Consider the following 24,977-nt stretch of genomic DNA (forward strand, 5'->3'; position numbering starts at 1 on the left):
CTCAATCCGCCATTTCGGTCTGGCGTTCGACCGGGTCGATCAATACGGCTTTCTGCTGACGCACCATCAGGTCGAGGATCTCGTCCTGGCGTTCACCCAGCACACCGGAAAAACTGATACCGCTGGCCTTGCTCGGGGCCAGCATCGAAACCCGGTACAGTTCCACGCTCAACGGCGAGTCGATAGACAGTGGGCCGCTGCCGTTGGCCGCCAGTTCGCCACCGACGACGATCAGCGAGACCTTGGTGTCGAAGGGGTCCAGGTCAATGTCGCGGTCCGTGTCGGAGAGGTCTTTGATGTGCCCGTAGACGCCAACCAGGCCGTTGGCCATGGCCACGTTTTCATACAGGCGGATGTTCACGCTGTTGCGTACGCGAATACCGTGGCGGCGGTTGTTGATCAGCTTGTTACCCCAGATCAGATTGTCGCCACTCTCGTACAGGGTGATGCCGTCGGTATGGTTGCGGTAGATCTCGTTGTAGGCGATCAGGTTGTTGACGCTGTTACGGTCGATCACCACGCCCGAAAGCTTGTTGTCATAGCTCTTGTTGTTGATGATCCAGCTGTCGTTGACCTCACGGGAAACGATGATGCCGTGCTTCTTCTTGGTGCCATGCACGGTGTTGCCAGCGATGATCAGTCGGTGCGAGCGGTCGTGGGGGTCGATGCCATAGACGATGTTGTCGCGGTAGGTGCTGTCCTTGACCACAAAGTCGCTGGTTTCGTAGCAGTAGAAGCCGTACCACATGTCACTGAATTCCGAGCCGATGATCCAGCCGGTGGGTTCGGCGCGGCCCATCTGCTTGGCCATGTTCGGCGTGTACTGGGAAATGCTCACCCCGTAGGACTTACTTTTGGCGTAGCCGAAGCTGGCCATCTGGGTGTTGACGATGTAGGTTTCGGTGCCGCCCCACGACAACAGGAACGGGCGGAATTCGTTGGCGGAGCGGAACGTGGCCGGGCCATTGTCCTTCTCGCGCCAGCCGGTGACCTTGCTGTCGGTGACGAACAGTTTGCCGTCGTTGACCAGGAATGATCCGCCTTCCTGGGACAGGCGAAGTTCCTTGACCTTGGCATCGATCTCCAGCACACCTTTGGCGCCGACCACGATGGGCAGGCGCGCCAGGTAAACGCCGGGTGCGGTTTCACTCAGGTACTGCTTGGGTACGTGCTTGCTCAGCTCGGTGAAGTCGACATGACCGTCATCGACAAAGATTACCTGGGGGATGCCGTGTTGACGCGCTACCCATTCGGCCATCTTGTTGTCGCCACCGATGAACTCCTTGAGCGCGTCTTCCTGCAGCATGCGCCGCACCGTGACCTTGCCCTTGTGGGTGCGCTGGATCTTTTTCTGCACGGCTTCGGCGGTGTAGCCGGAGAGGTCGGGCAGGGTCGGCGCGGGAATCTGCAACGGCTCGATCGGCGCGCTGCTCACGGTGTAGGTTTTGGCCTGCTGCAGTTCCTTGGCCACCGTGGTCGGTGCCTGGCTGTTGGCCAGGGCGATGCTGCTGGCCAGCAGCAAGGTGCCGGCCAGCACGCACTGGAAGGTGTTCGATTGAAGGCTCATATCAGTGCACTCCAGGCATCAGAAGCGCCAGATAACGTCGACGAAGGCGCGGTGCATGTAGGAGTCCGCTTCCTTGCCATAGGCGTCGCCCGGCTTGAATACACCAGCACGCAAGCGCACCAGCGCCGAAGGTTCGTCGATGGACTGGCTCAGGGCGGCTGGCAACAAGCCCTGCTTGAAGTACTTGGTGACCACTACGTCCATTTCTTGACCAAGGTCTTTCTCACCCTGGACCAGCGGACGGTTGATGCCGTTGTCTTCGACAACCGCGTTGATACCGCTGCTGCCGATGTTCTGGTTGCCGTCCACACGCCAGAACTTGTGGTAGATCAAGCTGGCGTCGTAGTCGTCGCGCAACTGCCAAGAGGTGAACAAGGTGGCCGCCTGGAGGTTGCCCAGTTCACCGCGAAACGCTTCGCCGAAGCGGTGTACCCGCGAGCGGGTGCCGGTGAAGTTGGAGCGGTTGCTTTCCAGGCCGGTTTGCTCGTAATTGCTTGAACCGTCGCTGCCACCGCCGCCGCTGCCGCGGGCATAGGCAGCACCGACTTGCCAGTTGGGATCAAGGCGCAGGCGGATACCGAGGTCGGTAGCCCAGGCGTTGACGTCGCCACTCTGCTTGCCGCTGGCCACTTGCTCGCCGTTGACGGTGGTGGTGTTGAGGCTGTCGCGATCACCGCTCAACCAGGTCACGCTGCCCCAGTAGTTGACGCGATTCTGATTGCGCCAGTTGTAGGCGTCGCTGTTGGCTTCAAGGCCCAGCCAGGTGAGGTCGCCGGTGCGCGTCTTGTCCAGCGCATCGACCGTTTCGCCCGGGCTCTTCAGGTTGCCGTCGTCGTGGGTGTGGTGAGCACGCAGGCCAACCCAGTGTCCCGGTGTCCATTGCGTGGCAATGTCGCCGTAGACGTGCAAGCGATCCTTGTCTTCAGGGGCCAGTTCGGTGAGGTCGGTGCGGTACTCACTGAAGCGTTCGGCCACGCCGAGGTTGGCCCGCAACAAGGTGGTGTCGAAGGTCCAGTTCAGCGCTTCGATGTTGGTGTCACGCCACATGCCGTCGTCGTTGCGCAGGCGCTGGCGGCCGAAGCGCAGTTGCTCGCCGGGGTAGGCGGTCAGGCCGCTGTAGCCGACCCAAAACTCGCGCATTGCCAGGTAGCTTTTGTCTGCCTCGCGACCATCGGCGCGGCCGGTATCGGTTTCGGCTTCATCGCCTGACTGGCGCAGGGTATCGGTCTCGATAATGTCGGTGGCCGCTACCGCCTGGCCCATGGCAAAGGCACTCCAGTTGCCACGTTCGCCGTAGACCCAAGGGCGCAGGTCCAGGCCCAGACCGTTGACGTCACCACCGGAGCGGGTGCCCAGGTCACGGTCGTCTTCGGACTGGCCGGTGATTTTCACGTCCAGGCCAAAGTTCTTTTCGGCAGTCATTGCGGCCAGGGTCGGGCATGACCAGAGCACGGCGAAGCCAAGGCCCAGGCCGGCTTTCATCCACGGATTGAGTGTCATAGGGAATCCTCGCCTTGTTCAGGTGCTTGCACAGCGTGCAGGGCCAAGGCGCCAGCGCCTGGGCCGATGGCGCCACGGGACTGGCGCTCTTGCTGCAACAGGCGCTCGGCCTGGGCTTTTTGCGTTGGGGAGAGTTGCGGGTCGAGTTCGGCGCTCAACGCTTGCGACTGCTCGCTGGGATTGGCTTGCGCCAACTGGCTGAACACCCAGGCGTTGACCAGGTCCTTGCGGATGCCGTGGCCTTCACTGAACAGCTGGGCCAGGGCGTAGTCGGCGCTGAGCTGGCCACCGCGGGCGGCGGTGAGCAGGTGGTCGACCGCTTTCTGTGGGTCGACATTGCCCAGGTAGCCGCGGCGATATAGTTGGCCCAGGTAGTAATGGGCGCTGATTTCACCGGCATTGGCGGCACTGAGCAAATGGCTTTCGGCTTTGTGTGCATCGGCCGGCACGGTCTTGCCTTCGTAGTACAGGCGACCAAGCAAAAGCTCTGCCCGTGGCTGCTCGGCGGCACGGCCCTTGTCGATGTACTCCATCAACTTGTCAGTGTCGCCAAGTTCGGGAAAGTCGTAGAGCAACTGCGCCAGGCTGACCCAGGAAGCAGGGTTTACCGGTGCCACGTGTTCGAGCAGCGCCTGGGCGGTTTTCTCGTCGGTCTGTCCCAGGCTGCGATCGGCCAGCACACGGGCCACGCTGTCGACCCGCGTGGCGGGAATCGTGCCGCGCTGGTAGGCGCTTTTTACATTTTCAATCAGCGCAGCCTGTTGATCGGCCTGACCGCGTTTCTGGTAGACGGTGGCCAATTCGACATAGCAGATATCGGTTGCCGTCAGCGCGGCTTTGCAGATCCGCTCAACTTCATCCAAATGCTGGTCGTAGGTGTTCTGGGTGCGGTACAGCAGGATCTGCGCGAGGCCCGCTTCCGGGTAGCCGGCGGCGCGCCATTGATCGATCTGTTGCTGGGCGTTAGTGCTCGGGAAGCTCTGTGGATATTGCAGGTAGAGCATCGCCAGCGGAATCAGGGTATTGCCCTCACCGTTGGCGAAGGCCTTCTTTAGCAGGGTTTCGGCTTCCTGGCGCTCGGCTGCAGAGGCGTCTGGCTTGGCGGCCAGCAGCCGCCCCAGGCGCGCCTGGGCGCGGGGCGAAATGTCGGCGGCAGCGCGGTAGGTTGCTTCGGCTTCCTTGAGCTTGGCCGGGTCGCGGGTTTCTACCTGAATATCGGCCAGGCCAACCTGGGCTTCGCTGTAACCGAGGTCGGCCAGTTGCCGGTAGTTCTGCTCCGCCAGGGCCGTGTCGCCGCGCTTGAGTGCTTCGTTGGCCAGGCGCTGGTCGGGCAACCCTGCACAACCGGCCAGGCTGATGGCCAGTGCCAGGCCCAACGCAGCACAAGGGTAGGAGTGAGTCAGAGTCATGGGCGGATCCTCTTAGAGCCCACGGGCCACGGCTTTGTCGATCAACCAGTCCAGCGATGGACCGCTGTCGCTGTCGACCGCAACCGGACGCCCGGCCAGTTCGCTAGGCAGTGCGCCTTCTGGCTTGATTTGCACACGAATGTCCGAAGACAAGTCTTCGCTGTTCAGGCTGGAGCTGCTGACGATCTCGCCGCTGCGCCATTGATCGTCGCCTGCAATCTGGAAGTTGACTCGGGTGCCTGGCTTGACGTCGTCGAACTGGCGATAGCTGAAGCGCGCCTCGATGGTTGGATTGGCCGTGCGCGGGATCAGTTGGAAAATCACCTGGCCTTTGCTCGCGTACTGGCCGTCATCCACCAGTTGGCGGGCGACCACACAGTCGCAAGGGCTGGTAAGGGTGCCGCTCATTTGCTTGCCGAACAGCTCTTCGACTTTGCTCGGCTCCAATTGCTGGTCGTCCAGGTGGCCTTTGAGCATGTCCAGCATGCTGGTGCTGAACGAGGCGAGCGGGGCGCCTTTGACTGCATTGCCACCACTTTCGATCAGGCTTTGCACGGTGCCGTCGCGAGGCATGGTGACGTTGGTGGTCGGCACGCTGACCACGCCGGCCTGGGCGTGGCTGACGAAATACAGGCCATACACAGACTTGGCGATAAAGCCGAAGGCGGCGACCCCGACCACGAACACACCGAGGCTGAACGTGACGGCCCGCAGGCGACCAAAGGCGCTCATGCCGCCGCTGGTGTCTTTGTGTTTGCGCGCCTTGGTGAAGTTGTCGCGCTGCAGGGTGCTGAGCACGTCGCCCATGGTGATCAGCTCGCCCGACAGGTGCGAGGTGATGATGTGGCGCAAGGTGGCGATATCGCGCGGTTCCAGGTTCTGGAACTGCACACCGGTGCGGCCGCTGGAGGAATCAAAGGAGCGCACCTGGAACTCGATGTCCATCGCCAGGCCGAGTTTATCGACGGTGAACTGCAAGCGGCCGCGCAGTACCTCACCCACTTTCAGCGGGTGTTTGGCATGGAAGCTCAGGCCCCCTGCGGACAGGTCATCGACCTTCACCTCCAGGGTTTCGCGGTTGCTCCCCAGGTATCGCAACTTGGCGGGGATGCGCACCCGGGCGTGTTGGCGCTGGGCTTCGGACTCATGCACGACATTGACGTTCACGGCGGTATTCATGGCAATTTGTTCCTGTTTAATCCAATCGGGTTCCGGCTCACACGACCATGAACAGCACAGCAACGAAGATGCTGGCCGCCGAGAAGGTCATGGTCCGGGAGGACCAGGTGTTGAACCATTGTTGAAAGCTGGCGAGGTCGCGTTTGAGTGCAGTGGGCTGGCGGGTCCAGGACTGCTTGTCGAGGCGGAAGAACACGTAGATCTTCATGATCGCGCCGACGATCTGGTTGTAATAAAGAATCAGCGGGTAGGCCGGGCCGATGGAATGGCCAGAGCACAGCAGCATCAGGGTCAGGATCAAGCGCGTAATACCGATCCACAGCAGGTACACCAGCAGGAACGCCGGACCAAACTTGAGGCTGGCAATGACCGCCACGGTCAGGCCGAGCAGGCTGGTCCACATCGATACACGCTGGTCGAACAGCACCACGCTGGTGAACAGCCCCAGGCGGCGAATGCCCAGGCCCAGGGCCCGCGAGTTCTGGCGCAAATTGTTGCCGTACCAGCGGTACATGAGTTTGCGGCTGGCCTTGATGAAGCTTTTTTCCGGTGGGTGCTCGACCGTGTTGATCGCTGCATCCGGCACGTAGAACGTGTCGTAGCCCAGGCGCATGAGGCTGAACCAGCTGGACTTGTCGTCACCGGTCAGAAACTTGAAGCGGCCCAGTCGCCAGTGCTGCAAGGAGTCGTTCTCGACGTCGGCGATGAACTCGGGGTTGGTGACCACGGCGGCGCGGAACACCGACATACGCCCGGTCATGGTCAGCACGCGTTTGGACAGGGCCATCGAGCACATGTTGATATGGCGTTGGGCGAAGCGCAGCTTGTGCCATTCGCTCATGATGTAACCGCCACGCACCTCGCAGAATTCGTTGGTGGTCAGGCCACCAACATTGCCGAACAGCTTGAACCAGGGCACGGTCTTGCGTACCACACCCTCTTCGAGCACGGTGTCGCCATCGATCACCGCAACCACCGCGTTGTCGTCCGGCAGGTGGCGAGAGATGGCGCGAAAGCCGTAGGCCAGGCCGTCGCGCTTGCCAGTACCGGCGATGCGCACGAAATCGAGGGTGACGCGATCGGGCGGATTGAATTTTTCCCAGAGGCTTTTCACCAGCAGTTCGTCGGACATTTCCACCAGCGAGCAGACCACAGTGGTCGGGTAGCCGCAGGCGATGGCCTCGCGGATCACCGAGCTGTAGACCTGGGCCGTGGTCAGGGCATCGATGCGAAAGCTGGTTACCATCAGGTAGACATGGGATGGATCGGCGGCGCTGCCCAGCTTGCGTACCTTGCGGCGCAGCAATGGGTAGACCACATAGAGAAACAGCATGCCGCGCACGAAGTGAATGGCACCCATGGAGTAACGCCAGATACCGACGGCGCCGACGAGGAAAATGAAGTCCTTCGAGTCGGGGTCGAAAATGGACTTGGGCAAGGCCAGGGCGATCAACATGAGCAAGCTCACGTAGAACAGCCAACCGGCGACCTGTAGCAGGCCGTGCTTGAGCCTTTGCATGTTCTGCATCCGTATCCAGAGATGAGTAGGGTGATGTGCAGGGCCCGCAGGCCCTGCGCAGCCTGCCGGGTTTACCAGCAGATACCTTCGGTGCGAGTGGCCGGGGAGGTGGCCTTGCTCATGAAGCCAACCAGATCGATGACCTGTTTGCCTTCAGGCGCTTGCTGGGCGAGGGCGCGGAACTTCTCGTCGCGGTTGCCCAGCACGATAACGTCGGCGTGCTGGATGACCTGGTCGAAGTCGGCATTGAGCAGCGAGGAAACATGCGGAATCTTCGATTCGATGTACTCCTTGTTCGCCCCGTGAACGCGGGCGTACTCGACGTTGCTGTCGTAGATGTTCAACTCGTAGCCCTTGCCGATCAGGCGCTCGGCCAGTTCCACCAGCGGGCTTTCGCGCAGGTCATCGGTGCCGGCCTTGAAGCTCAGGCCGAGCAGGGCGACTTTGCGCTTGTCGTGGCTTTCGATGATGTCGAAGGCGTTCTGCACCTGTGAGTCGTTGCTGGTCATCAGCGAGTTGAGCAGCGGCGCCTTGATGTCCAGGCTGCTGGCCCGGTAGGTGAGGGCGCGTACGTCCTTGGGCAGGCACGAACCACCGAAGGCAAAACCTGGGCGCATGTAGTACTGCGACAGGTTCAGCGACTTGTCCTGGCAGACCACGTCCATCACTTCGCGACCATCGACACCCACGGCCTTGGCGATGTTGCCAATCTCGTTGGCGAAGGTCACCTTCGCGGCGTGCCAGACATTGCAGGTGTACTTGATCATCTCGGCCACTTCGATGTCCTTGCGGATGATCGGCGCATCGAGTTCTTCGTACAGCGACTGCAGAACGTCGCCGCTGGCCTTGTCCAGTTCACCGATTACAGTCATGGGCGGCTGGTCGTAGTCTTTGATCGCGGTACTTTCACGCAGGAACTCAGGGTTTACCGCGACACCGAAATCGACCCCGGCTTTTTTGCCGGAGCAATATTCGAGAATCGGGATTACCACGTTTTTAACCGTGCCCGGCAGTACGGTACTGCGCACCACGATGGTGTGGCGGGTGGCTTTTTCGCGTAGCACATAGCCGATTTCGCGGCACACTGACTCGATGTATTCCAGGCCCAGATCGCCGTTTTTCTTGCTTGGCGTACCGACGCAGATCATCGACAGTTCGCTGTCGCGGATGGCCGCGGCAAAATCGGTGGTGCCGCGCAGGCGGCCCTTGTCGATGCCTTGTTGCAAGAGTGTTTCCAGCCCGGGTTCGACAATTGGCGATTTGCCCTGGTTGATCAGGTCGATCTTGGTCTTGGAAACATCCACGCCAATCACTTCATGACCCCGTGCGGACAGGCAGCCAGCACAGACTGCACCTACATAACCTAAACCAAAGATGCTGATACGCATCGCTATCACCTCATGTGTTTATCTTGCCGGCTCAACTTTCAGAGCCAGACCGGGTTGATTAACCAACAGTTTTCCGGGCGAACGGAGTTGTGGCAAAAAGATGTCACTTCACCGATCGCAGGCACATAAATAGGGAGTACAAAATGTTCCTGTACTCGAAGTTAGTAGCCAATAGCCAATAGTTGTGGACGTGCCCTTTAATGCAGCCGTCTTTATTGCAGTTCTGTGTTCAGATACTGCAGTGCTTGCTCTTTCAAGTGGATAAATCCTTTGAAATCAACCACTAGGACGAATTTATCGGGCGCGGATCTCCTGACTGAAACTCAAGGTAGTTGTTGGGGTTTTCCCCAACAGCGGTGTAGGTCATTTCTCACAACAGGATGGAAAATCGTTACGGGTGGTATGAGCAGTATGCGAACGTATAAGTTCCGGGAGGGGTTCAGCGGAGGTGAAAGATTTTTAAATAATTCTTCAAGTGTCAGTACTTTCATATTGATGGCACGCGGCAGTTTCATCCCTATATATAAAGGATGAAGTTGCGTGGGGATGTTTTTATGCCAGCACTGAAAAATAATTTTCGCAAAACGTCAAAAAATTACGAATGGTATGAGCTGGATTGGCGATCGCGGATGCTCGTCAATTTGTCGGCGCCAATTTAATGGCTTTTCTGAGGGGGTGCGCCCCCACAATTGCTGTGAGGGCGCGTGCAAAAGCTTGCTATGCCTGTAGCGGGTTTTACTCGCCCGGATGATCGCGCAGGAACACCAGGTTATCCGGCTTCGATTGCTCGGCACTGTAGTAGTAGCCTTGCACGTCGAACTGCTTGAGCAGCTGTGGATCGTTGATGCGTTCCTGGATCACGAAGCGGCTCATCATGCCTCGGGCTTTCTTGGCGTAGAAGCTGATGATTTTGTACTGGCCGTTCTTGAAGTCGCGAAACTCGGTGTTGATGATCCGCGCCTTGAGGGCCGTGCGCTTGACCGCGCTGAAGTACTCGTTGCTGGCCAGGTTGAGCAACAGGTCGTCGCCTTGTTCGGCCAGGGCCTGGTTCAACCATTCGCTGATGCGCGTGCCCCAGAAGGCATACAGGTCCTTGCCGCGGGCGTTGGCCAGCTTGGTGCCCATTTCCAGGCGATAGGGTTGCATCAGGTCCAACGGGCGCAGCAGGCCGTACAGCCCGGAGAGCATGCGCAGGTGGTCCTGGGCATAGCTGAAGTCGTCTTCGCTCAGGCTTTGGGCGTCGAGCCCTGTGTATACGTCACCTTTGAAGGCCAGCAGCGCCTGCTTGGCGTTTTCTGGGGTGAACGCCGGGTTCCAGCAACCGAAACGCGCGGCATTGAGGCCGGCAAGTTTGTCGGACAGGTGCATCAGCTCGCTGATCTGCGCTGGCGACAGCTCGCGCAACTGCACGATCAGCTCCTGGGAGTCGTCCAGGTATTGCGGCTGGGTGTAGCGCTGGGTTACAGGCGGGGTGTCGTAGTCGAGGGTCTTGGCGGGGGAAATCACCGTCAGCATCGGTCGGGCTCCTTAATTCGTGGGGCCGATTCTACGGGGCGGGGGCGCTGATCTCCAGCTATGGCGTTGATAGCCACAGACCATCCCGACGCTTGACGCTATAGTGCGCGGCGAGGAAACCGGAGAGCCCGATTGTGCGCATTGCTTTTCTACTACTGGCTGGACTGTTGAGTGTTACGGCGCAAGCGGCGCCGGTGGCGCCGACCACGTTCGACCGCGCGAACTGGCCAGAACAACTCGATAACCCGGCACTTTTCGATGTTGCCTCGCGGGCTGAGGTTCTGGCCTTCGCCAAGGCTCTGGAAATCAGTGAAGCCCTGGACGAGCCAAGCCTTGCGGCACGCCTGGGCCTCAGGCAGATCAATCTGCAGTCGATCAATCAGCTACGCTCACGCCTGTGGCCGCAGCTGTGGCGCAATTTCAATCTGGCCCAGCAGAGCTGCGATCAGGATGCGTCGTTCTGTTATGCCATCGACACTCTCACTGAGTTTCGCCAGCAGGCAGCAAAGTTCGAAGTGGCCGGTGATTCCTTCTATGGCGGCTGGGCCGAACCCAGCCGCCAATTCCATGAGCGCTACCTGAATGAGCTGTTGCGCAAAGCCGCGCTATTCCCGCAGCACCCCAGCGAGATCGAGCGCTTTTCGCACCTGGAGCGCAATGGTGATGAGCTGAACGACAGACTGTTCATGCTGACTTTCGATTCAGGCCCTAGCGCCGTTGGTGGTGGCACCGATTCGCTGACCGACTACCTGCGCCGGCAGAAGCTCGGCGCAACTTTTTTCGTGCTGGGCAACAGCCTGCAGTCGCGCCGTGACAAAACCTCGCTCGCCGACGTGCGCGCGCTCTACAAAGGTCAATGCGTAGGAATTCAGGGCTGGCAGTATCGCTCTCACGGTCAATGGCAGGGTTGGCAGGACTCGGTGTTGCGCAGTCAGGCTCGCGTCCAGTCCGACTTGCCCGATCAATATGTGCCGCTGTTCAGGCCGCCTTATGGCCAGCGGCGTGCCGACAGTCAGGCATTCTTCGCCAACCAAGGCTTGCAGGTGCTGCTCTGGAACATCGATGCGCAGGATCAGACGTCGCTCAACGCCGAGCAATCGGCTCAGCGGGTGCTGACCCTGATGTTGATCTGGCGACGCGGAGTGATCCAGTTTCACGATGCTCAACCCAAGGCGCAGGAGGCGCTGACCTGGTTGCTCAAGCACACCGCACAAAGTGGAATTGGTTGGGAAGATTGCCGGCATTTTGCGGGAAAAGGCTGATATCAGGCGAGAAGTGCCCAATTCAGCAAAAGGCGGCGAGGCGAATTTTACTCGACCTGATTTATGACTTTAGCGGTGCTTTGACCTCGCGCCAAGGGCTAAGTGTCATCAAAAAAAATAAATTCAAAAATACGTAAAAATGCTTTTTCCGGTCATGGTTTTTGCGGTATCAAGAAGACAGACCGCCGAACCCTGCATCACAGGTGGCGTCATTGGGCACCATTTATGTGAGGGCAGCTCTCCACCCGTAACGACGCGGACCAGGAGAGAACCGGCGGCCACTTCACGGCGCAGCACCGTCCAGGTATTGCGTTGTATGGCTTCCACAAAGGTGACCGAGTATGGATGATCAAGGACGCACCAATTCCTCCAACCAGCCAATCCTTTATGTGCTCGATACCAATGTACTGATTCACGATCCAAACGCATTGCTCAACTTCGAGGAGCACCACGTCGCCATACCGATGACGGTGCTGGAGGAGCTCGACAAACTCAAGACCGGAAAGCACACCATCGCCGCCGAATGCCGTCAGGCCATCCGCCTGATTGATCAGACATTGGGCGATGCCTCGCCAGCTGACGTCGAACAGGGAGTACCGATCCAGCGCGGCAAGAGTGGCCCCAAGGGCTTGCTGTCTATTCTGATGAGCCCGCGCAACGAGCCTAACCGGCTGCTGCCGGAAACGCTCAACGACAACATCATCATCAACCAGTTGCTTGAGCTGCGTAGTCGCCGCAAAGACCTGGACGTGGTGCTGGTAACCAAAGACATCAACATGCGCCTCAAGGCTCGCGCCTGTGGGATCGCGGCCGAGGACTACAGTACCGACCAACTGGTTGACGACGTATCCCTGCTCTCCAAGGGCTACCACAGCGTCACCGGATCATTCTGGGACCGCGTCAGCAAGGTCGAGACCCGCCAGGAGCGCGGTCGCACCTGGCACCGGGTACAGATGGTCGACAACCTGCCTGCGGTGCACATCAACGAGTTCATCATCGACGAGCAGGGCTTTGTCGGCTGGATCAAAGGCATCAAGGAAGACGAGCTGCTCCTGCTCGACCTGCACCAGGAACCACTGCTGCACCAGGAAGCCTGGGGCCTCAAGCCGCGGGATATCCATCAGAGCCTGGCACTGTTTGCGCTGCTTGATCCGGATATCCACCTGGTCAACCTGACCGGCGCCGCGGGTTCGGGTAAAACCATTCTGGCGCTGGCCGCTGCCATCGAGCAAACCATGGTCAGCAAGCGCTACCGGCGCATCATCGCTACCCGTAGCGTGCAGGGGCTTGACCAGGAGATCGGCTTCCTGCCGGGCACCGAAGCGGAAAAAATGGAGCCTTGGCTTGGGGCAATTACCGACAACCTTGAAGCACTGCACATGGATGATGAAAACACCCATGGCAGTGTCGACTACATTCTTGAGCGGGTACCGCTGCAGTTCAAATCCCTGAACTACATTCGCGGTCGCAGTTTCCAGCAGAGCCTGATTCTGATCGACGAATGCCAGAACCTCACGCCGCACCAGATGAAAACCATCATCACCCGTGCCGGTGCCGGCTCCAAGGTGATCTGCCTGGGTAACCTGGCGCAGATCGACACCCCTTACCTGTCCGCGACCAGCTCGGGCCTTACTTACCTGACCGAGCGATTCAAGGACTTCCCCAATGGCGTGCACATCACCCTGCAGGGTGTGCCGCGTTCGATCCTGGCCGAATACGCCGAAGCGCACCTGTAACCCTTGCAACTACCGGGCGGTCATGCCGCCCGGTTTTTTTTCGCTGCGATATCCACAGCCATGGGTTTACACTCTTTACTCCTGAACAGGAGGAAGGCTGTGCTGACTCATCTCGATTCCCAAGGTCGCGCCAATATGGTCGACGTCACTGAAAAAGCCGTGACCTCGCGTGAGGCTGTGGCTGAAGCGCGGGTGCGCATGCTCCCGCAAACCCTGCAGATGATCGTCGAAGGCGAGCACCCCAAGGGTGATGTCTTCGCCGTGGCACGAATTGCCGGTATCCAGGCCGCGAAGAAAACCAGCGACCTGATCCCGCTGTGCCACCCGTTGCTGCTCACCAGCGTCAAGGTCGAACTCAGCGCCGAAGGCACAGATACGGTCTATATCGTCGCCCGCTGCAAGCTGGCCGGCCAGACTGGCGTTGAGATGGAAGCGCTGACGGCTGCCAGCGTCGCCGCACTGACGATCTATGACATGTGCAAAGCGGTTGATCGCGGCATGATCATCGATGGCGTGCGGGTGCTGGAGAAGCTTGGCGGCAAGAGCGGCCACTATCAGGCGGACGACGTGCAATGAACATCAATGTGATGTATTTCGCCCGTTACCGCGAAGTTCTGGAAGCCGACGGCGAAACGCTCGAAGGTACGTTTGCAACGTTGGACGACGTGCGCAAGGCCTTGGTTGCCAAGGGCGGCAACTATGCCGTGCTTGCCGAGCAGAACCTGATGTGCGCGCGCAACGAAGACTTGTGCAAACTCGACGAGCCGGTGGCCGAGGGTGATGTCGTGGCGTTCTTTCCGCCCGTGACCGGAGGCTGAAATGAGCGTTCGAGTACAGAACCAGGCGTTTGATCCGGGTGCCGAAGTCAATGCCATGCACGCGGCCAACGTGGGCGTCGGTGCGGTGGTCGGCTTTGTCGGTTATGTGCGTGACTTCAACGATGGTCAGGATGTGGCCGGCATGTTCCTCGAGCACTATCCGGGCATGACCGAAAAAGCCTTGGCCAAGATCGTTGTAGAAGCCGAGCAACGCTGGCCGTTGCTCAAGGTCGAGGTGCTGCACCGTATCGGCGCGCTTGAACCGGGTGAGCCGATAGTCTTTGTCGGCATCGCCAGTGCCCATCGCCAGGCAGCGTTCGATGCCTGCAACTTCATCATGGATTACCTCAAGACCCGCGCACCGTTCTGGAAAAAAGAACAGACCGGTGACGGCCCGCGCTGGGTCGAGGGCAAGCAGAGCGACGAAGAAGCGGCAGGGCGCTGGTAGTCACGATTTTCGCGGGCCAAGCCCACTACCCCAGGCAGTGTGAGCGTGGGTGGGAGTGGGCTTGTCTGGCGATGCTTTTGCCTGTTGAGTTTTAATACAATAAAGTCCAGTATGGAATTATAAGTACAAAATAATTCCAGGCTTGTGCATGCCTGATTCCTTTCCCTCTGTCTTGCAACACACCTCCAATAACGAGCGAGAGAGACCCTCATGAAAAAACTCACCCTGATCAGCGGTCTGGCCCTGAGCCTGTTGGCCAGCAGTAGCCTGTTCGCTGCCGAGAAAACTCTGCGCATCGGTATCGAGGCTGCGTACCCTCCCTTCGCGTCAAAGAACGACAAGGGTGAAATTGTCGGTTTCGACTACGACATCGGCAATGCCTTGTGCGCGCAGATGCAGGTCAAGTGCGTGTGGAACGAGGTAGAGTTCGATGGTCTGATCCCATCGTTGAAAGTGAAGAAAATTGACGCGGCCTTGTCGTCGATGACCATTACCGACGAGCGCAAGAAGTCGGTGGACTTTACCCACAAGTACTATTTCACCTCTTCGCGCCTAATCATGAAGAAGGGTGCTGAAGTGGATGATCAGTACGCCAGCCTCAAGGGCAAGACTGTTGGCGTGCAGCGCGCCACCACCACTGACCGTTACGCCACCGAGGTGCTTGAGCCCAAGGGCATTATCATCAAGCGCTACAGCAACAACGAAGAGATCTACATGGACCTGGCATCGGGCCGCGTAGATGCGATTTTCGCCGACACCATTCCGCTTGACGACTTCCTGTCGATGCCACGTGGCGCCGCCTATGCCTTCGTGGGGCCGGAGCTCAAGGATCCGAAGTATGTTGGCGAGGGTGCCGGGATCGCGGTGCGCAAGGGTAATGGCGAGCTGGTCACTCAGCTCAACAGTGCCATCGACGCGATTCGCGCCAATGGTGAATACCAGAAGATCCAGTCCAAGTACTTCAAGTCGGATATCTACGGCGACTGATCGCCGGCATCAAGGCCTGGAGCTTTTCAGGCCTTGATTTCCTTCAGGTGTTTGTACACCGTCGCGCGCCCCATCCCCAGCACATTGGCCACGTAGTTGGCTGCACTCTTGCCCTTGAATGCGCCTTCGGCGTGCAAGGCCAGGACCAGCTCGCGCTTGTGATCGCGGGTCAGCAGGTTGAGGCTCAGTTGGCGCTGGCGTAGCCAGGTGTTGAGAAAGGTATTGATACGTTCCTGCCAGTCATCGCGAAACAGCGCATCGGGCTGAGCAATCAGCTTGCTCGGCGAAAGGAACAGGTCGAGTGCAGCCTTGGCATTTTCGAACAGGGAAATGTTCAGGTTGATGCACAGCACCGCCAGTGGTCGCCCCGCTTCATCGCGCAGCACCGTGCTCAGCGAGCGGATTTTCTGTCCGTCCCAGTTGAGCTTCTCGTAGGGACCGATATTGGTTTCATCGGTGCCTGTTTCGAGCATGTCTTCGAGTGCCGCGTCATCTCCCACTTCGCGCTTGGACAGGTTGTTGGCGATGTAGTCGATTTTCTGGCTGCGCAAATCGTGCAGCACCACCTCGGCATGGGGGAAAAACAGGGTGGCGATGGCATCGGCAATGGCCCGGTAGTTGTCCAGGACAGGGTCGCGGCGAGGTGTCGACATTCAGGCAGGCTCCAAGCGGTGTCAGCGCCCTTGGGGCAAGGGCGCTGCGAGTGTGCCGCAATCGCGGCGGCGCGTCATCCCTGCAGGCGGCGCGGGGACAGCATCTGCGCGCTGAGGTTAAAGTCCGTCAGGGCTTGTGGCAGGTCTTCGCCACGCACCAGGGCGGCACTGGCCTGGCCCATCGCCGGAGACGTCTGGATACCATAGCCGCCTTGTGCCGCCACCCAGAACAAACCGGGTACCTGCGGATCGAAGCCGGCCACCAGGTCGCCATCGGCAACGAAACTGCGCAGACCGGCCCAGGTGCGGGTGGGACGGCGAATGCTCAGGGTCGTGGCTTCCTCGATCTGGTAGATGCCCATGGCAATGTCGAGTTCTTCGGCCTGAACATCGTGGGGATCAACCGGGTCGGCATTAGCTGGCGAGCCGAGCAGCATGCCGGCATCGGGTTTCATGTAGAACGACTCGTCGAGGCTGACGAGCATAGGCCAGGCGTGGCTGTCGATGCCTTCAGGGCCGGCAAATATGAATGCGGCACGACGCTTGGGTTGCAGGCCAAGCGGTTGTGCGCCGGCCAGGACGCCGATGTGGTCGGCCCAGGCACCAGCGGCGTTGATCAGTACCGGTGCGCTGAAGGTGCCACGACTGGTTTTCACCTGCCAAAGGCCATCACTGTCGCGACTCAGTTGCTGGACTTCACAATCACTGTGTATTTCACCTTGCTGGCGGCGAATACCCCGCAGGTAACCCTGGTGCAGGGCGTCGGTATCGATGTCGCTGGCGCTGGGGTCGTACAGGGCGCCATGAACCTTGTCACGGCGCAGCACCGGCACGCGCGCGCAGGCCTGGTCGGCGTCGAGCAGTTCAACGTCCGGCACGCAGGCTTTGGCACTCAGGTACTGGCGCTGCAGTTCTTCGGGGTCGCCGGTCAGATCGACGGTCATCTCGCCGCGTGGACTCAGGAGCGGATGCTCGGCGAAGCCTGGCGGTGGCTGGTCGAAAAACGCCCGGCTGGCCAGGGTCAGGGCGCGTACTTGCGGGGTGCCATAGGCAGCGGTGTAGAGCGCTGCCGAGCGGCCGGTCGAGTGATACCCAGGCTGCGACTCGCGCTCAAGCAGTAGCACGCGGCCGTGGCTGGACAGCCAGAAACCGGTGGACGCACCCGCGATACCGGCCCCAATGATGATGAAATCAGCGTGTTGCATGACAGTCTCCTCAGACGGCGCGCTGCAGGCGGTACAGGGCGTTGGCCACGGCAATGTCTTCAAGGCCCAGGCCAATGGAGCGGAAGAAGGCATGGCGCTGATAGTCGGGGGCGGCGGCCTGGTTGCTCAGCAGCTGTGGCAGATCGCCGACAATCGCCTCGGGTTGCCAGCCATGTTGCTCCGCGGCAATGCGCATTTCACCCGCGCTGCCGGGTGTGGTCAGCCGATAGTCGCAGTACACATCCATGCCGACCAGGCTGGCCGGTGGTACTTCATGGGCACGTAGCGCATTGGTGCTGATCGAGGTGATCAGCGCCGGTTTGTTCAAGGTTGCCGGATCCAGAACCGCGGTTGCCGAGGAGGTGCACAGCATGATCACGTCGGCATCGTCCACGGCCTGCTCGAGGCTGTCGCAAAGGCACAGGCGTGGATCGAGATCGAGCAGCGATTGGCGCTGCTCGGCGCTTTGTTTTGCCAGGCTGGGTGAGTACAGGCGGATGTCCTGCCATTCACGCAAGGCGCGAACATAGCGCAGATGGGCGCGGGCTATCGGGCCGCTGCCGATCAGGGTCAGGCGCCGGGCGCTGGCGGTGGCCAGAGCATCAACGGCCACAGCTGTGGTTGCCGCAGTGCGCGCAGTGGTCAGTTCGCCAGCGTCGCACAGCAGCAGCGGCTGGCCACTGTCCATGGACATCAGCAGGGTCCAGGCGGTAACCAGCGAGCCTTGTTCGCGCACGATGTAGGGTGAAGTCTTGACCCCGTATACCCGCTCATTGGCAAGTACACCGCCATAGTTGATGAAGTCGCCCTGGCCGCCAGGGAACTCGACCAATTGTTGCGGCGGCTGTACGGCTTGCCCGGCGGCGAGGTCGCGGAACAGGTTGCGCAGAATCTGTGGCACATCCACTTGCGCAAGTAGTTGGCGGGCGAGCGGTTGATCGATGACGAGAGGCGCGGACATACGAGACTCCATATAAACTGTTTTGTCTATTATGGACTCTTTGTACATTTGATCAACATTTGATCGCTTGAAAGCAGCGCGGGGCTAGCCGCTCCTACCCAGTAGGAGCGGCTAGCCCCGCGATTCAATGTCGAAACGATCAGTGATGCTTGCGCGGTACCGATTTGAGCAATTCGGTCGGCGGCATTTCGCATTTGATCTTGCGGCCCAGCAACGCTTCGATCGCTGGCAATTGATACGAGTCATCCTCGCCTGCGAAGCTGATCGACACGCCACTGGTGCCTGCACGGCCGGTACGACCGATACGGTGTACGTAGTCGTCCGGGTCTTCCGGCAGGGTGAAGTTGATCACATGGCTGATGCCATCGATGTGGATGCCACGACCGGCCACGTCGGTGGCGACCAGCACGGTAATGCGCCCTTCGCGGAAGTTTTCCAGGGTTTTGATGCGCTTGTGCTGGGGTACATCACCCGACAACTGGGCGGCGTTGACGCCATCGCGCACCAGGCGCTCTTCGATGCGGCGTACTTCGTCCTTGCGGTTGGCAAAGACCATTACCCGTTCCCACTTGTTCTCGGTTACCAGGTTGTACAGCAGCTTGTACTTGTCGCTGCCGGCAACGGCATAGACGTGCTGCTCGACGGTTTCGCTGGCAACGTTTTCCGGCTCGATCTCGACAATGGCGGGATCAGTGGTCCACTGCTTGGCCAGGTTCATCACGTCTTCAGTGAAGGTGGCGGAGAACAGCAACGTCTGGCGTTCGCTCTTGGGTGGGGTCTGGCGGATGATCTGCCGTACCTGAGGGATGAAACCCATGTCGAGCATACGGTCGGCTTCATCCAGTACCAGCACCTCGACCATGTCCAGGTGGGCTTCACCGCGCTGGTTGAAGTCCAGCAGACGGCCAGGCGTGGCAACCAAGATGTCGCAGTGGCGTGCTTCGAGGGCTTTGAGCTGCTTGTCGAAGTCCATGCCGCCGACGAAGGTCATCACGTTCAGGCCGGTGTATTTGGTCAGCGCCGCGGCGTCCTTGGCGATCTGCACCACCAGTTCGCGGGTTGGGGCGATGATCAGTGCCCGCGGCTCGCCCATGTAGCGCTCTTTGGGCGGTGGCGTCTGCTGCAACTGGGAGATGATCGATATCAGGAAGGCCGCAGTCTTGCCGGTGCCGGTCTGGGCTCGGCCGATAGCGTCTTTGCCACGCAGGGTAAAGCCCAGCACTTGCGCCTGGATTGGCGTGCAGTAGGGAAAACCCAGGTCTTGGATCGCATGCATCAGCTCGGGTGAGAGCTTGAAGTCATGGAAACGGGTCTTGCCTTCTTGCGGCTCGACAACGAAATCTTCCAGCTTCCAGGTGGAGGCTGCAGGTTTTGGCTTGCGCTCACGGCGCGGCTTGGGCTCGGCCGGTTTTTCGGCGCGCGCCGGTTTGGCGGCCTCGGTCTTGAGCGGGGCGGCCGGGGCAGGGGCCTCGGGTGCTGCAAGTGGCTGCGTCACGGGGGCAGCGGTTTCGGTGGCGAGTTGCTCAACCTCGCTCTTGCCGAACATCTTCTTGAGTGCTTTGAGCACGGTCATCTCATCAATTGGTTAAGGAATGTACGCCGGCCAGTGTAATGCAAGAATCGGGCGCGGCGTAGCGGATTGCACCGACAACTACAGGGAAGTGCGCATTTACCGCAGGCGTTCGATCAGCCAGGCGCCGATATCGTTGATTTCCTCGGGCAGCACGGCATGTTCCATGGGGTATTCCTTCCAGCTGACGCTAATGCCCCACTGCTTGAGGTGCTCATAAGCGCTACGGCCCATTGCCGGCTGTACTACCGGGTCGTAGACACCGTGTAGGCACAGGGCCGGGGTGCGTTGCTGGCAAGCGCTCAGTTGGCGGTCCTGGGTGAAGGTGGGGGCATAGGTCGAGAGGGCCATCACGCCGCCCAACGCTTCTTGCCACTTTATATAAGCAGTGTGCAGCACCACCGCACCCCCTTGGGAGAAGCCGGCAAGGATGATGCGCGCCAGGTCGATACCCTTGGCCTGCTCGGCCTTGATCAACTCGATTACCTGTACGGTCGATGCCTCCAGCTGGTCTTCATCGATCGCGCGTGCCGGGGTCATGGCCTTGATGTCGTACCAACTGGGCATTTCATAACCACCGTTGATGGTCACCGGTCGGGTAGGCGCCTGGGGCATCACGAAACGCGTGGTCAGCAGGACTTCCTGCAGGGCTTCGGCCACAGGCATGAAGTCGTAACGATCGGCGCCCAGGCCGTGCAACCAGATCACACAAGCGTCTGCGTTTTTTTGGGGCTCGAGAATCAGCGGGTGGGTCATAACTGCTCCGAAGTAGTGCGTGCGCTCTTGTTTGCGTGCGTGAAATGAAGGCGCGTTGAGTGAATCTGGAAAAAACCTGTCGCAACGGTGAAAGTTTTCCCCTTGACGATTACTGAATCGCTTTAGCTGCTCAGTGTGGTACGCGCTTTGCTATGAAGTTCCTGATGCGAGGTTACACGTTTTGGACGGTAACACCCGTTAGCGGTCCCCAAGGCTGTCACAGAACAGCGCATTGCGCCAATTGACCCAATAACAAGCCAACAAGGGTCGGATGCGCCTCATAAGGGTGCGGTGCAATACCGGCTCAACACAACAAGAGCAAAACTGGAGGTTTGAATGAAGATGTTGAAATCCACCCTGGCAGTGGTTACCACTGCTACCGTGCTGGGTATCAGTGGTTTCGCACAGGCGGGTGCAACCCTGGACGCAGTACAGAAAAAGGGCTTCGTTCAGTGTGGCGTGAGCGATGGTTTGCCGGGTTTTTCGGTACCTGATGCCAAGGGCAATATTGTCGGCATCGACGCAGACGTCTGCCGCGCGGTTGCTGCAGCCGTGTTCGGCGACGCTAAAAAGGTCAAGTTCAGCCAGCTCAACGCCAAGGAGCGCTTCACTGCGCTGCAGTCGGGTGAAGTTGATGTGCTCTCGCGTAACACCACCTGGACCAGCTCTCGCGATGCTGGCATGGGCCTGGTGTTCGCCGGTGTCACCTACTACGACGGCATTGGTTTTCTGGTCAACAAGAAGCTTGGCGTATCCAGCGCCAAGGAACTCGACGGTGCAACCATCTGCATCCAGGCCGGTACCACCACTGAGCTCAACGTCTCTGACTACTTCCGCGCCAACGGCCTGAAGTACACCCCGATCACCTTCGATACCTCCGATGAAAGCGCGAAGTCGCTGGAATCCGGTCGCTGCGACGTACTGACCTCGGACAAATCGCAGCTCTATGCACAGCGCTCCAAGTTGGCATCGCCTGCCGACTACGTGGTGCTGCCGGAAACTATCTCCAAGGAGCCGCTCGGCCCTGTAGTACGTAAAGGCGATGAAGAGTGGTTCAGCATCGTCAAATGGACGCTGTTCGCCATGCTCAATGCCGAGGAAATGGGCATCAACTCCAAGAACGTCGAAGCCGAAGCCAAGTCGACCAAGAACCCCGATGTGGCCCGTATGCTCGGCGCTGATGGCGAGTACGGCAAAGACCTGAAACTGCCGAAGGATTGGGTCGTGCAGATCGTCAAGCAGGTCGGTAACTACGGTGAAATTTTCGAGAAGAACCTGGGCAAGGAAACCCCACTGCAAATCGATCGCGGTCTGAACGCCCTGTGGAACAACGGCGGCATTCAGTACGCTCCACCGGTGCGCTGATAGCGGCAGCCTGCGGCAGTCAACGGCTGCCGCAGGTTGTTCGGTTCCCTTTCTTTCGGGGCATTACATGCAAAATCAAATCGGCGCACCCAAGGGCTTGTCCCTGAGCGATCCACGTGTGCGTGCGTGGCTTTTCCAGATCCTTACCATCGCTTTTGTGGTGGGGCTGGGCTGGTATCTGTTCCACAACACCCAGACTAATTTGCAGCACCGGGGCATTACCTCGGGCTTCGACTTTCTTGAGCGCAGTGCCGGCTTCGGTATCGCGCAGCACCTGATCCCCTACACCGAGCAGGACAGCTACGCCCGGGTATTTGTCATTGGCCTGCTCAATACGCTGCTGGTGACCTTTATCGGTATTGTCCTGGCGACCCTGTTGGGGTTCATCATCGGTGTGGCCCGGTTGTCACCGAACTGGATGATCAACAAGCTGGCCACGGTGTATGTCGAAACTTTCCGTAACATCCCACCGCTTCTGCAGATTCTATTCTGGTACTTCGCAGTATTCCTGACCCTGCCGGGACCGCGGGGAAGCATCAATTTCAATGACGCGTTCTTCATCAGCAACCGGGGCTTGAACATGCCGGGTGCTTCCATGGCCGAAGGATTCTGGCCATTCGTTGTCAGCCTGGTGCTGGCCGTCGTTGCCATTGTGGTAATGGTGCGCCTGGCCAACCGGCGCTTTGAAGCCAGCGGCGAGCCGTTTCACAAGTTCTGGGTGGGTTTGTTCCTGCTCTTGGGTATTCCTGCGCTCAGCGTTCTGCTGGCTGGCAGCCCGGTGCACTGGGAGATGCCGCAGCTCAAGGGCTTCAACTTTGTTGGCGGTTGGGTACTGATACCCGAACTGCTGGCCCTGACCCTGGCGTTGACCATCTACACCGCAGCATTCATTGCCGAGATCGTTCGATCGGGTATTCGCTCGGTCAGCTTCGGCCAGACCGAAGCCGCCCGTTCCCTGGGGCTTCGTGAAGGACCGACGCTGCGCAAGGTGATCATTCCCCAGGCGTTGCGAGTCATCATTCCTCCGCTGACCAGCCAGTACCTCAACCTGGCGAAGAATTCTTCGCTGGCAGCAGGCATCGGCTACCCGGAAATGGTGTCGTTGTTCGCGGGCACTGTGCTCAACCAGACCGGCCAGGCCATCGAGGTGATCGCGATCACCATGAGCGTCTATCTGGCTATCAGCATCAGCATTTCCCTGCTGATGAACTGGTACAACAAGCGCATTGCGCTGATCGAGCGGTGAGGATACGCGCATGACTTCCCATGTTTTCAAACCTGATATGCCGCCACCGGTGAAAACCGTCGGCGTACTGGCCTGGATGCGCGCCAACCTGTTTTCCAGTTGGCTCAATACCTTGCTTACGCTGTTTGCCTTTTACCTGGTGTGGCTGATCGTGCCGCCGATGTTGCAATGGTCGATTTTCGATGCCAACTGGGTGGGTACTACTCGGGCCGACTGCACCAAGGAAGGCGCCTGTTGGGTGTTCATCCAGCAGCGTTTTGGCCAGTTCATGTACGGTTACTACCCGAGCGAATTGCGCTGGCGAGTTGACCTGACCGTATGGCTGGCGGTCATCGGCGCTGCACCGTTGTTCATCGCGCGCTTTCCACGCAAGGCGATGTACGGCATTGGCTTCCTGGTGCTGTATCCAATCGTTGCCTACACCTTGTTACATGGTGGCTACCTGGGCCTGACCACGGTGCCGACCAGCCAATGGGGCGGCTTGATGCTGACCTTGGTGATCGCCACCGTCGGCATTGTCGGCGCCTTGCCACTGGGCATTTTGCTGGCCCTGGGTCGGCGCTCGAAAATGCCGGCAGTGAAGGTGGTGTGTGTGACCTTCATCGAGTTCTGGCGCGGCGTGCCATTGATCACCGTGTTGTTCATGTCTTCGGTCATGTTGCCGTTGTTCCTGCCTGAAGGCATGAGCTTCGACAAGCTGCTGCGGGCGATGATCGGGGTCATCTTGTTCCAGTCGGCGTACATCGCTGAAGTGGTACGCGGCGGCTTGCAGGCCATTCCCAAAGGTCAGTACGAAGCGGCTGCGGCGATGGGCCTGGGCTACTGGCGAGCGATGGGCCTGGTGATTTTGCCGCAAGCGCTCAAGCTGGTGATTCCCGGCATCGTCAACACTTTCATTGCCCTGTTCAAAGACACCAGCCTGGTGATCATCATTGGCCTGTTCGACCTGCTCAACAGCGTCAAACAGGCTGCTGCCGACCCCGCCTGGCTGGGCATGGCGACCGAGGGCTATGTATTCGCCGCCCTGGTTTTCTGGATTTTCTGTTTCGGTATGTCCCGCTACTCCATGCATCTGGAGCGCAAGCTGGACACAGGCCACAAGCGTTAGGAGTATTCCCATGAGTGAAGCGATCAAACAGCCTGTGAGCCCTGAAGGCATTATTCAGATGCAGGGCGTGAACAAGTGGTACGGCCAATTCCACGTGCTCAAGGACATCAACCTGAATGTGCGTCAGGGCGAGCGTATCGTTCTGTGCGGACCGTCGGGTTCGGGCAAGTCCACCACCATCCGCTGCCTCAATCGCCTGGAAGAACATCAGCAGGGGCGCATCGTGGTCGATGGTGTTGAGCTGACCAACGACCTCAAGCAGATCGAAGCGATTCGCCGTGAAGTCGGCATGGTGTTCCAGCATTTCAACCTGTTTCCGCACCTGACCATCCTGCAGAACTGCACGTTGGCGCCGATGTGGGTGCGCAAGCTGCCCAAGCGCAAGGCCGAGGAAATTGCCATGCACTATCTGGAGCGGGTACGGATTCCGGAGCAGGCCAACAAGTTTCCGGGGCAACTGTCCGGTGGTCAGCAGCAGCGCGTGGCGATTGCTCGTGCGCTGTGCATGAAGCCAAAGATCATGCTGTTCGACGAACCGACCTCGGCGCTCGATCCGGAGATGGTCAAGGAAGTGCTCGATACCATGGTTGGGCTGGCTGAAGACGGCATGACCATGCTTTGTGTGACCCATGAAATGGGCTTTGCCCGGACCGTGGCGAACCGGGTGATCTTCATGGACAAGGGCGAGATTGTGGAGCAAGCGGCGCCGGACGACTTCTTCGACCGGCCGCAGAACGAGCGGACCAAGCTGTTCCTCAGCCAGATCCTGCACTAACCGAACCTGC

Annotated in this window: 22 protein-coding genes; 10 read left to right on the plus strand and 12 right to left on the minus strand. The window is 59.4% G+C overall.

Going from position 1 to position 24,977, the window contains the following annotated elements; genetic code table 11:
- Window position 1: 1 nt before the first annotated feature.
- The 7 genes from algG to yaaA form a co-directional block, all read right to left on the minus strand.
- Window positions 2-1,567, minus strand: coding sequence for a mannuronan 5-epimerase AlgG (gene algG, locus H8F21_RS22620; protein ID WP_203585381.1), 1,566 nt, complete (start codon window positions 1,565-1,567; stop codon window positions 2-4).
- Between the two features lie 18 nt (window positions 1,568-1,585).
- Window positions 1,586-3,067, minus strand: coding sequence for an alginate export family protein (locus H8F21_RS22625; protein WP_136474637.1), 1,482 nt, complete (start codon window positions 3,065-3,067; stop codon window positions 1,586-1,588).
- The gene (algK, locus tag H8F21_RS22630; RefSeq protein ID WP_203585382.1) at window positions 3,064-4,476 is read right to left on the minus strand and encodes an alginate biosynthesis TPR repeat lipoprotein AlgK; all 1,413 of its coding nucleotides are present in this window, start codon (window positions 4,474-4,476) and stop codon (window positions 3,064-3,066) included. Before algK ends, H8F21_RS22625 begins: the two co-directional genes overlap by 4 nt.
- Before the next feature lie 12 nt (window positions 4,477-4,488).
- Window positions 4,489-5,655, minus strand: coding sequence for an alginate biosynthesis protein Alg44 (locus H8F21_RS22635; protein ID WP_203479475.1), 1,167 nt, complete (start codon window positions 5,653-5,655; stop codon window positions 4,489-4,491).
- A 37-nt stretch (window positions 5,656-5,692) separates the two neighbouring features.
- Entirely contained in the window at window positions 5,693-7,183 is a 1,491-nt protein-coding gene (gene alg8 / locus H8F21_RS22640; RefSeq protein ID WP_408004482.1) for a mannuronan synthase, read from the minus strand.
- 62 nt (window positions 7,184-7,245) lie between these two features.
- A complete protein-coding gene (locus H8F21_RS22645) occupies window positions 7,246-8,562 on the minus strand; it encodes a nucleotide sugar dehydrogenase (protein ID WP_203585383.1) in 1,317 nt (438 codons plus the stop codon).
- Window positions 8,563-9,297: 735 nt separating this feature from the next.
- Window positions 9,298-10,077 (minus strand): peroxide stress protein YaaA, encoded by a 780-nt coding sequence (gene yaaA, locus H8F21_RS22650; protein ID WP_203479478.1) that lies wholly within the window; start codon window positions 10,075-10,077, stop codon window positions 9,298-9,300.
- Between the two features lie 134 nt (window positions 10,078-10,211).
- On the opposite strand from yaaA, the gene H8F21_RS22655 reads away from it, so the two are divergent.
- From H8F21_RS22655 to H8F21_RS22680, 6 genes are all read left to right on the plus strand, one after another.
- Window positions 10,212-11,339 carry a polysaccharide deacetylase family protein gene (locus H8F21_RS22655; protein WP_203479479.1) on the plus strand — a complete coding sequence of 376 codons (1,128 nt, stop codon included), beginning with the start codon at window positions 10,212-10,214 and terminating at the stop codon, window positions 11,337-11,339.
- A 341-nt stretch (window positions 11,340-11,680) separates the two neighbouring features.
- Entirely contained in the window at window positions 11,681-13,075 is a 1,395-nt protein-coding gene (locus tag H8F21_RS22660; RefSeq protein ID WP_203479480.1) for a PhoH family protein, read from the plus strand.
- Window positions 13,076-13,174: 99 nt separating this feature from the next.
- Entirely contained in the window at window positions 13,175-13,651 is a 477-nt protein-coding gene (gene moaC / locus H8F21_RS22665) for a cyclic pyranopterin monophosphate synthase MoaC (protein WP_136474645.1), read from the plus strand.
- Window positions 13,648-13,893 (plus strand): MoaD/ThiS family protein, encoded by a 246-nt coding sequence (locus H8F21_RS22670; protein ID WP_203479481.1) that lies wholly within the window; start codon window positions 13,648-13,650, stop codon window positions 13,891-13,893. Before moaC ends, H8F21_RS22670 begins: the two co-directional genes overlap by 4 nt.
- A 1-nt stretch (window position 13,894) precedes the next feature.
- Window positions 13,895-14,341: a molybdopterin synthase catalytic subunit MoaE gene (gene moaE / locus H8F21_RS22675; RefSeq protein WP_203479482.1), complete on the plus strand. Its 447-nt coding sequence runs from the start codon at window positions 13,895-13,897 to the stop codon at window positions 14,339-14,341.
- Between the two features lie 210 nt (window positions 14,342-14,551).
- Window positions 14,552-15,328, plus strand: a complete 777-nt coding sequence (locus H8F21_RS22680; RefSeq protein ID WP_203479483.1) for an ABC transporter substrate-binding protein — start codon at window positions 14,552-14,554, stop codon at window positions 15,326-15,328.
- 26 nt (window positions 15,329-15,354) lie between these two features.
- Here the strand turns inward: H8F21_RS22680 and H8F21_RS22685 are convergent, their stop codons facing one another.
- The 5 genes from H8F21_RS22685 to H8F21_RS22705 form a co-directional block, all read right to left on the minus strand.
- Window positions 15,355-15,981 (minus strand): helix-turn-helix transcriptional regulator, encoded by a 627-nt coding sequence (locus H8F21_RS22685; RefSeq protein ID WP_203585384.1) that lies wholly within the window; start codon window positions 15,979-15,981, stop codon window positions 15,355-15,357.
- Window positions 15,982-16,055: 74 nt separating this feature from the next.
- Window positions 16,056-17,186, minus strand: coding sequence for an NAD(P)/FAD-dependent oxidoreductase (locus tag H8F21_RS22690; RefSeq protein WP_203585385.1), 1,131 nt, complete (start codon window positions 17,184-17,186; stop codon window positions 16,056-16,058).
- A 10-nt stretch (window positions 17,187-17,196) separates the two neighbouring features.
- On the minus strand, window positions 17,197-18,147 hold the full coding sequence (locus tag H8F21_RS22695; RefSeq protein ID WP_203479486.1) for an ornithine cyclodeaminase family protein: 951 nt from the start codon (window positions 18,145-18,147) through the stop codon (window positions 17,197-17,199).
- Window positions 18,148-18,286: 139 nt separating this feature from the next.
- Window positions 18,287-19,714 carry an ATP-dependent RNA helicase RhlB gene (gene rhlB, locus H8F21_RS22700; protein WP_203479487.1) on the minus strand — a complete coding sequence of 476 codons (1,428 nt, stop codon included), beginning with the start codon at window positions 19,712-19,714 and terminating at the stop codon, window positions 18,287-18,289.
- Window positions 19,715-19,816: 102 nt separating this feature from the next.
- Window positions 19,817-20,473 (minus strand): alpha/beta hydrolase, encoded by a 657-nt coding sequence (locus tag H8F21_RS22705; protein ID WP_203585386.1) that lies wholly within the window; start codon window positions 20,471-20,473, stop codon window positions 19,817-19,819.
- A 336-nt stretch (window positions 20,474-20,809) separates the two neighbouring features.
- Here H8F21_RS22705 and H8F21_RS22710 point away from each other — a divergent pair, with 336 nt between their 5' ends.
- From H8F21_RS22710 to H8F21_RS22725, 4 genes are all read left to right on the plus strand, one after another.
- On the plus strand, window positions 20,810-21,838 hold the full coding sequence (locus H8F21_RS22710) for an amino acid ABC transporter substrate-binding protein (protein WP_203479489.1): 1,029 nt from the start codon (window positions 20,810-20,812) through the stop codon (window positions 21,836-21,838).
- Window positions 21,839-21,905: 67 nt separating this feature from the next.
- A complete protein-coding gene (locus tag H8F21_RS22715; RefSeq protein WP_203585387.1) occupies window positions 21,906-23,084 on the plus strand; it encodes an amino acid ABC transporter permease in 1,179 nt (392 codons plus the stop codon).
- 10 nt (window positions 23,085-23,094) lie between these two features.
- Window positions 23,095-24,192, plus strand: a complete 1,098-nt coding sequence (locus tag H8F21_RS22720) for an amino acid ABC transporter permease (protein ID WP_203479491.1) — start codon at window positions 23,095-23,097, stop codon at window positions 24,190-24,192.
- A 10-nt stretch (window positions 24,193-24,202) separates the two neighbouring features.
- Entirely contained in the window at window positions 24,203-24,967 is a 765-nt protein-coding gene (locus tag H8F21_RS22725; RefSeq protein WP_136474657.1) for an amino acid ABC transporter ATP-binding protein, read from the plus strand.
- Window positions 24,968-24,977: the final 10 nt, after the last annotated feature.

It is taken from the genome of Pseudomonas arcuscaelestis (assembly GCF_016881005.1).
Classification (GTDB): Bacteria; Pseudomonadota; Gammaproteobacteria; order Pseudomonadales; family Pseudomonadaceae; genus Aquipseudomonas; species Aquipseudomonas arcuscaelestis.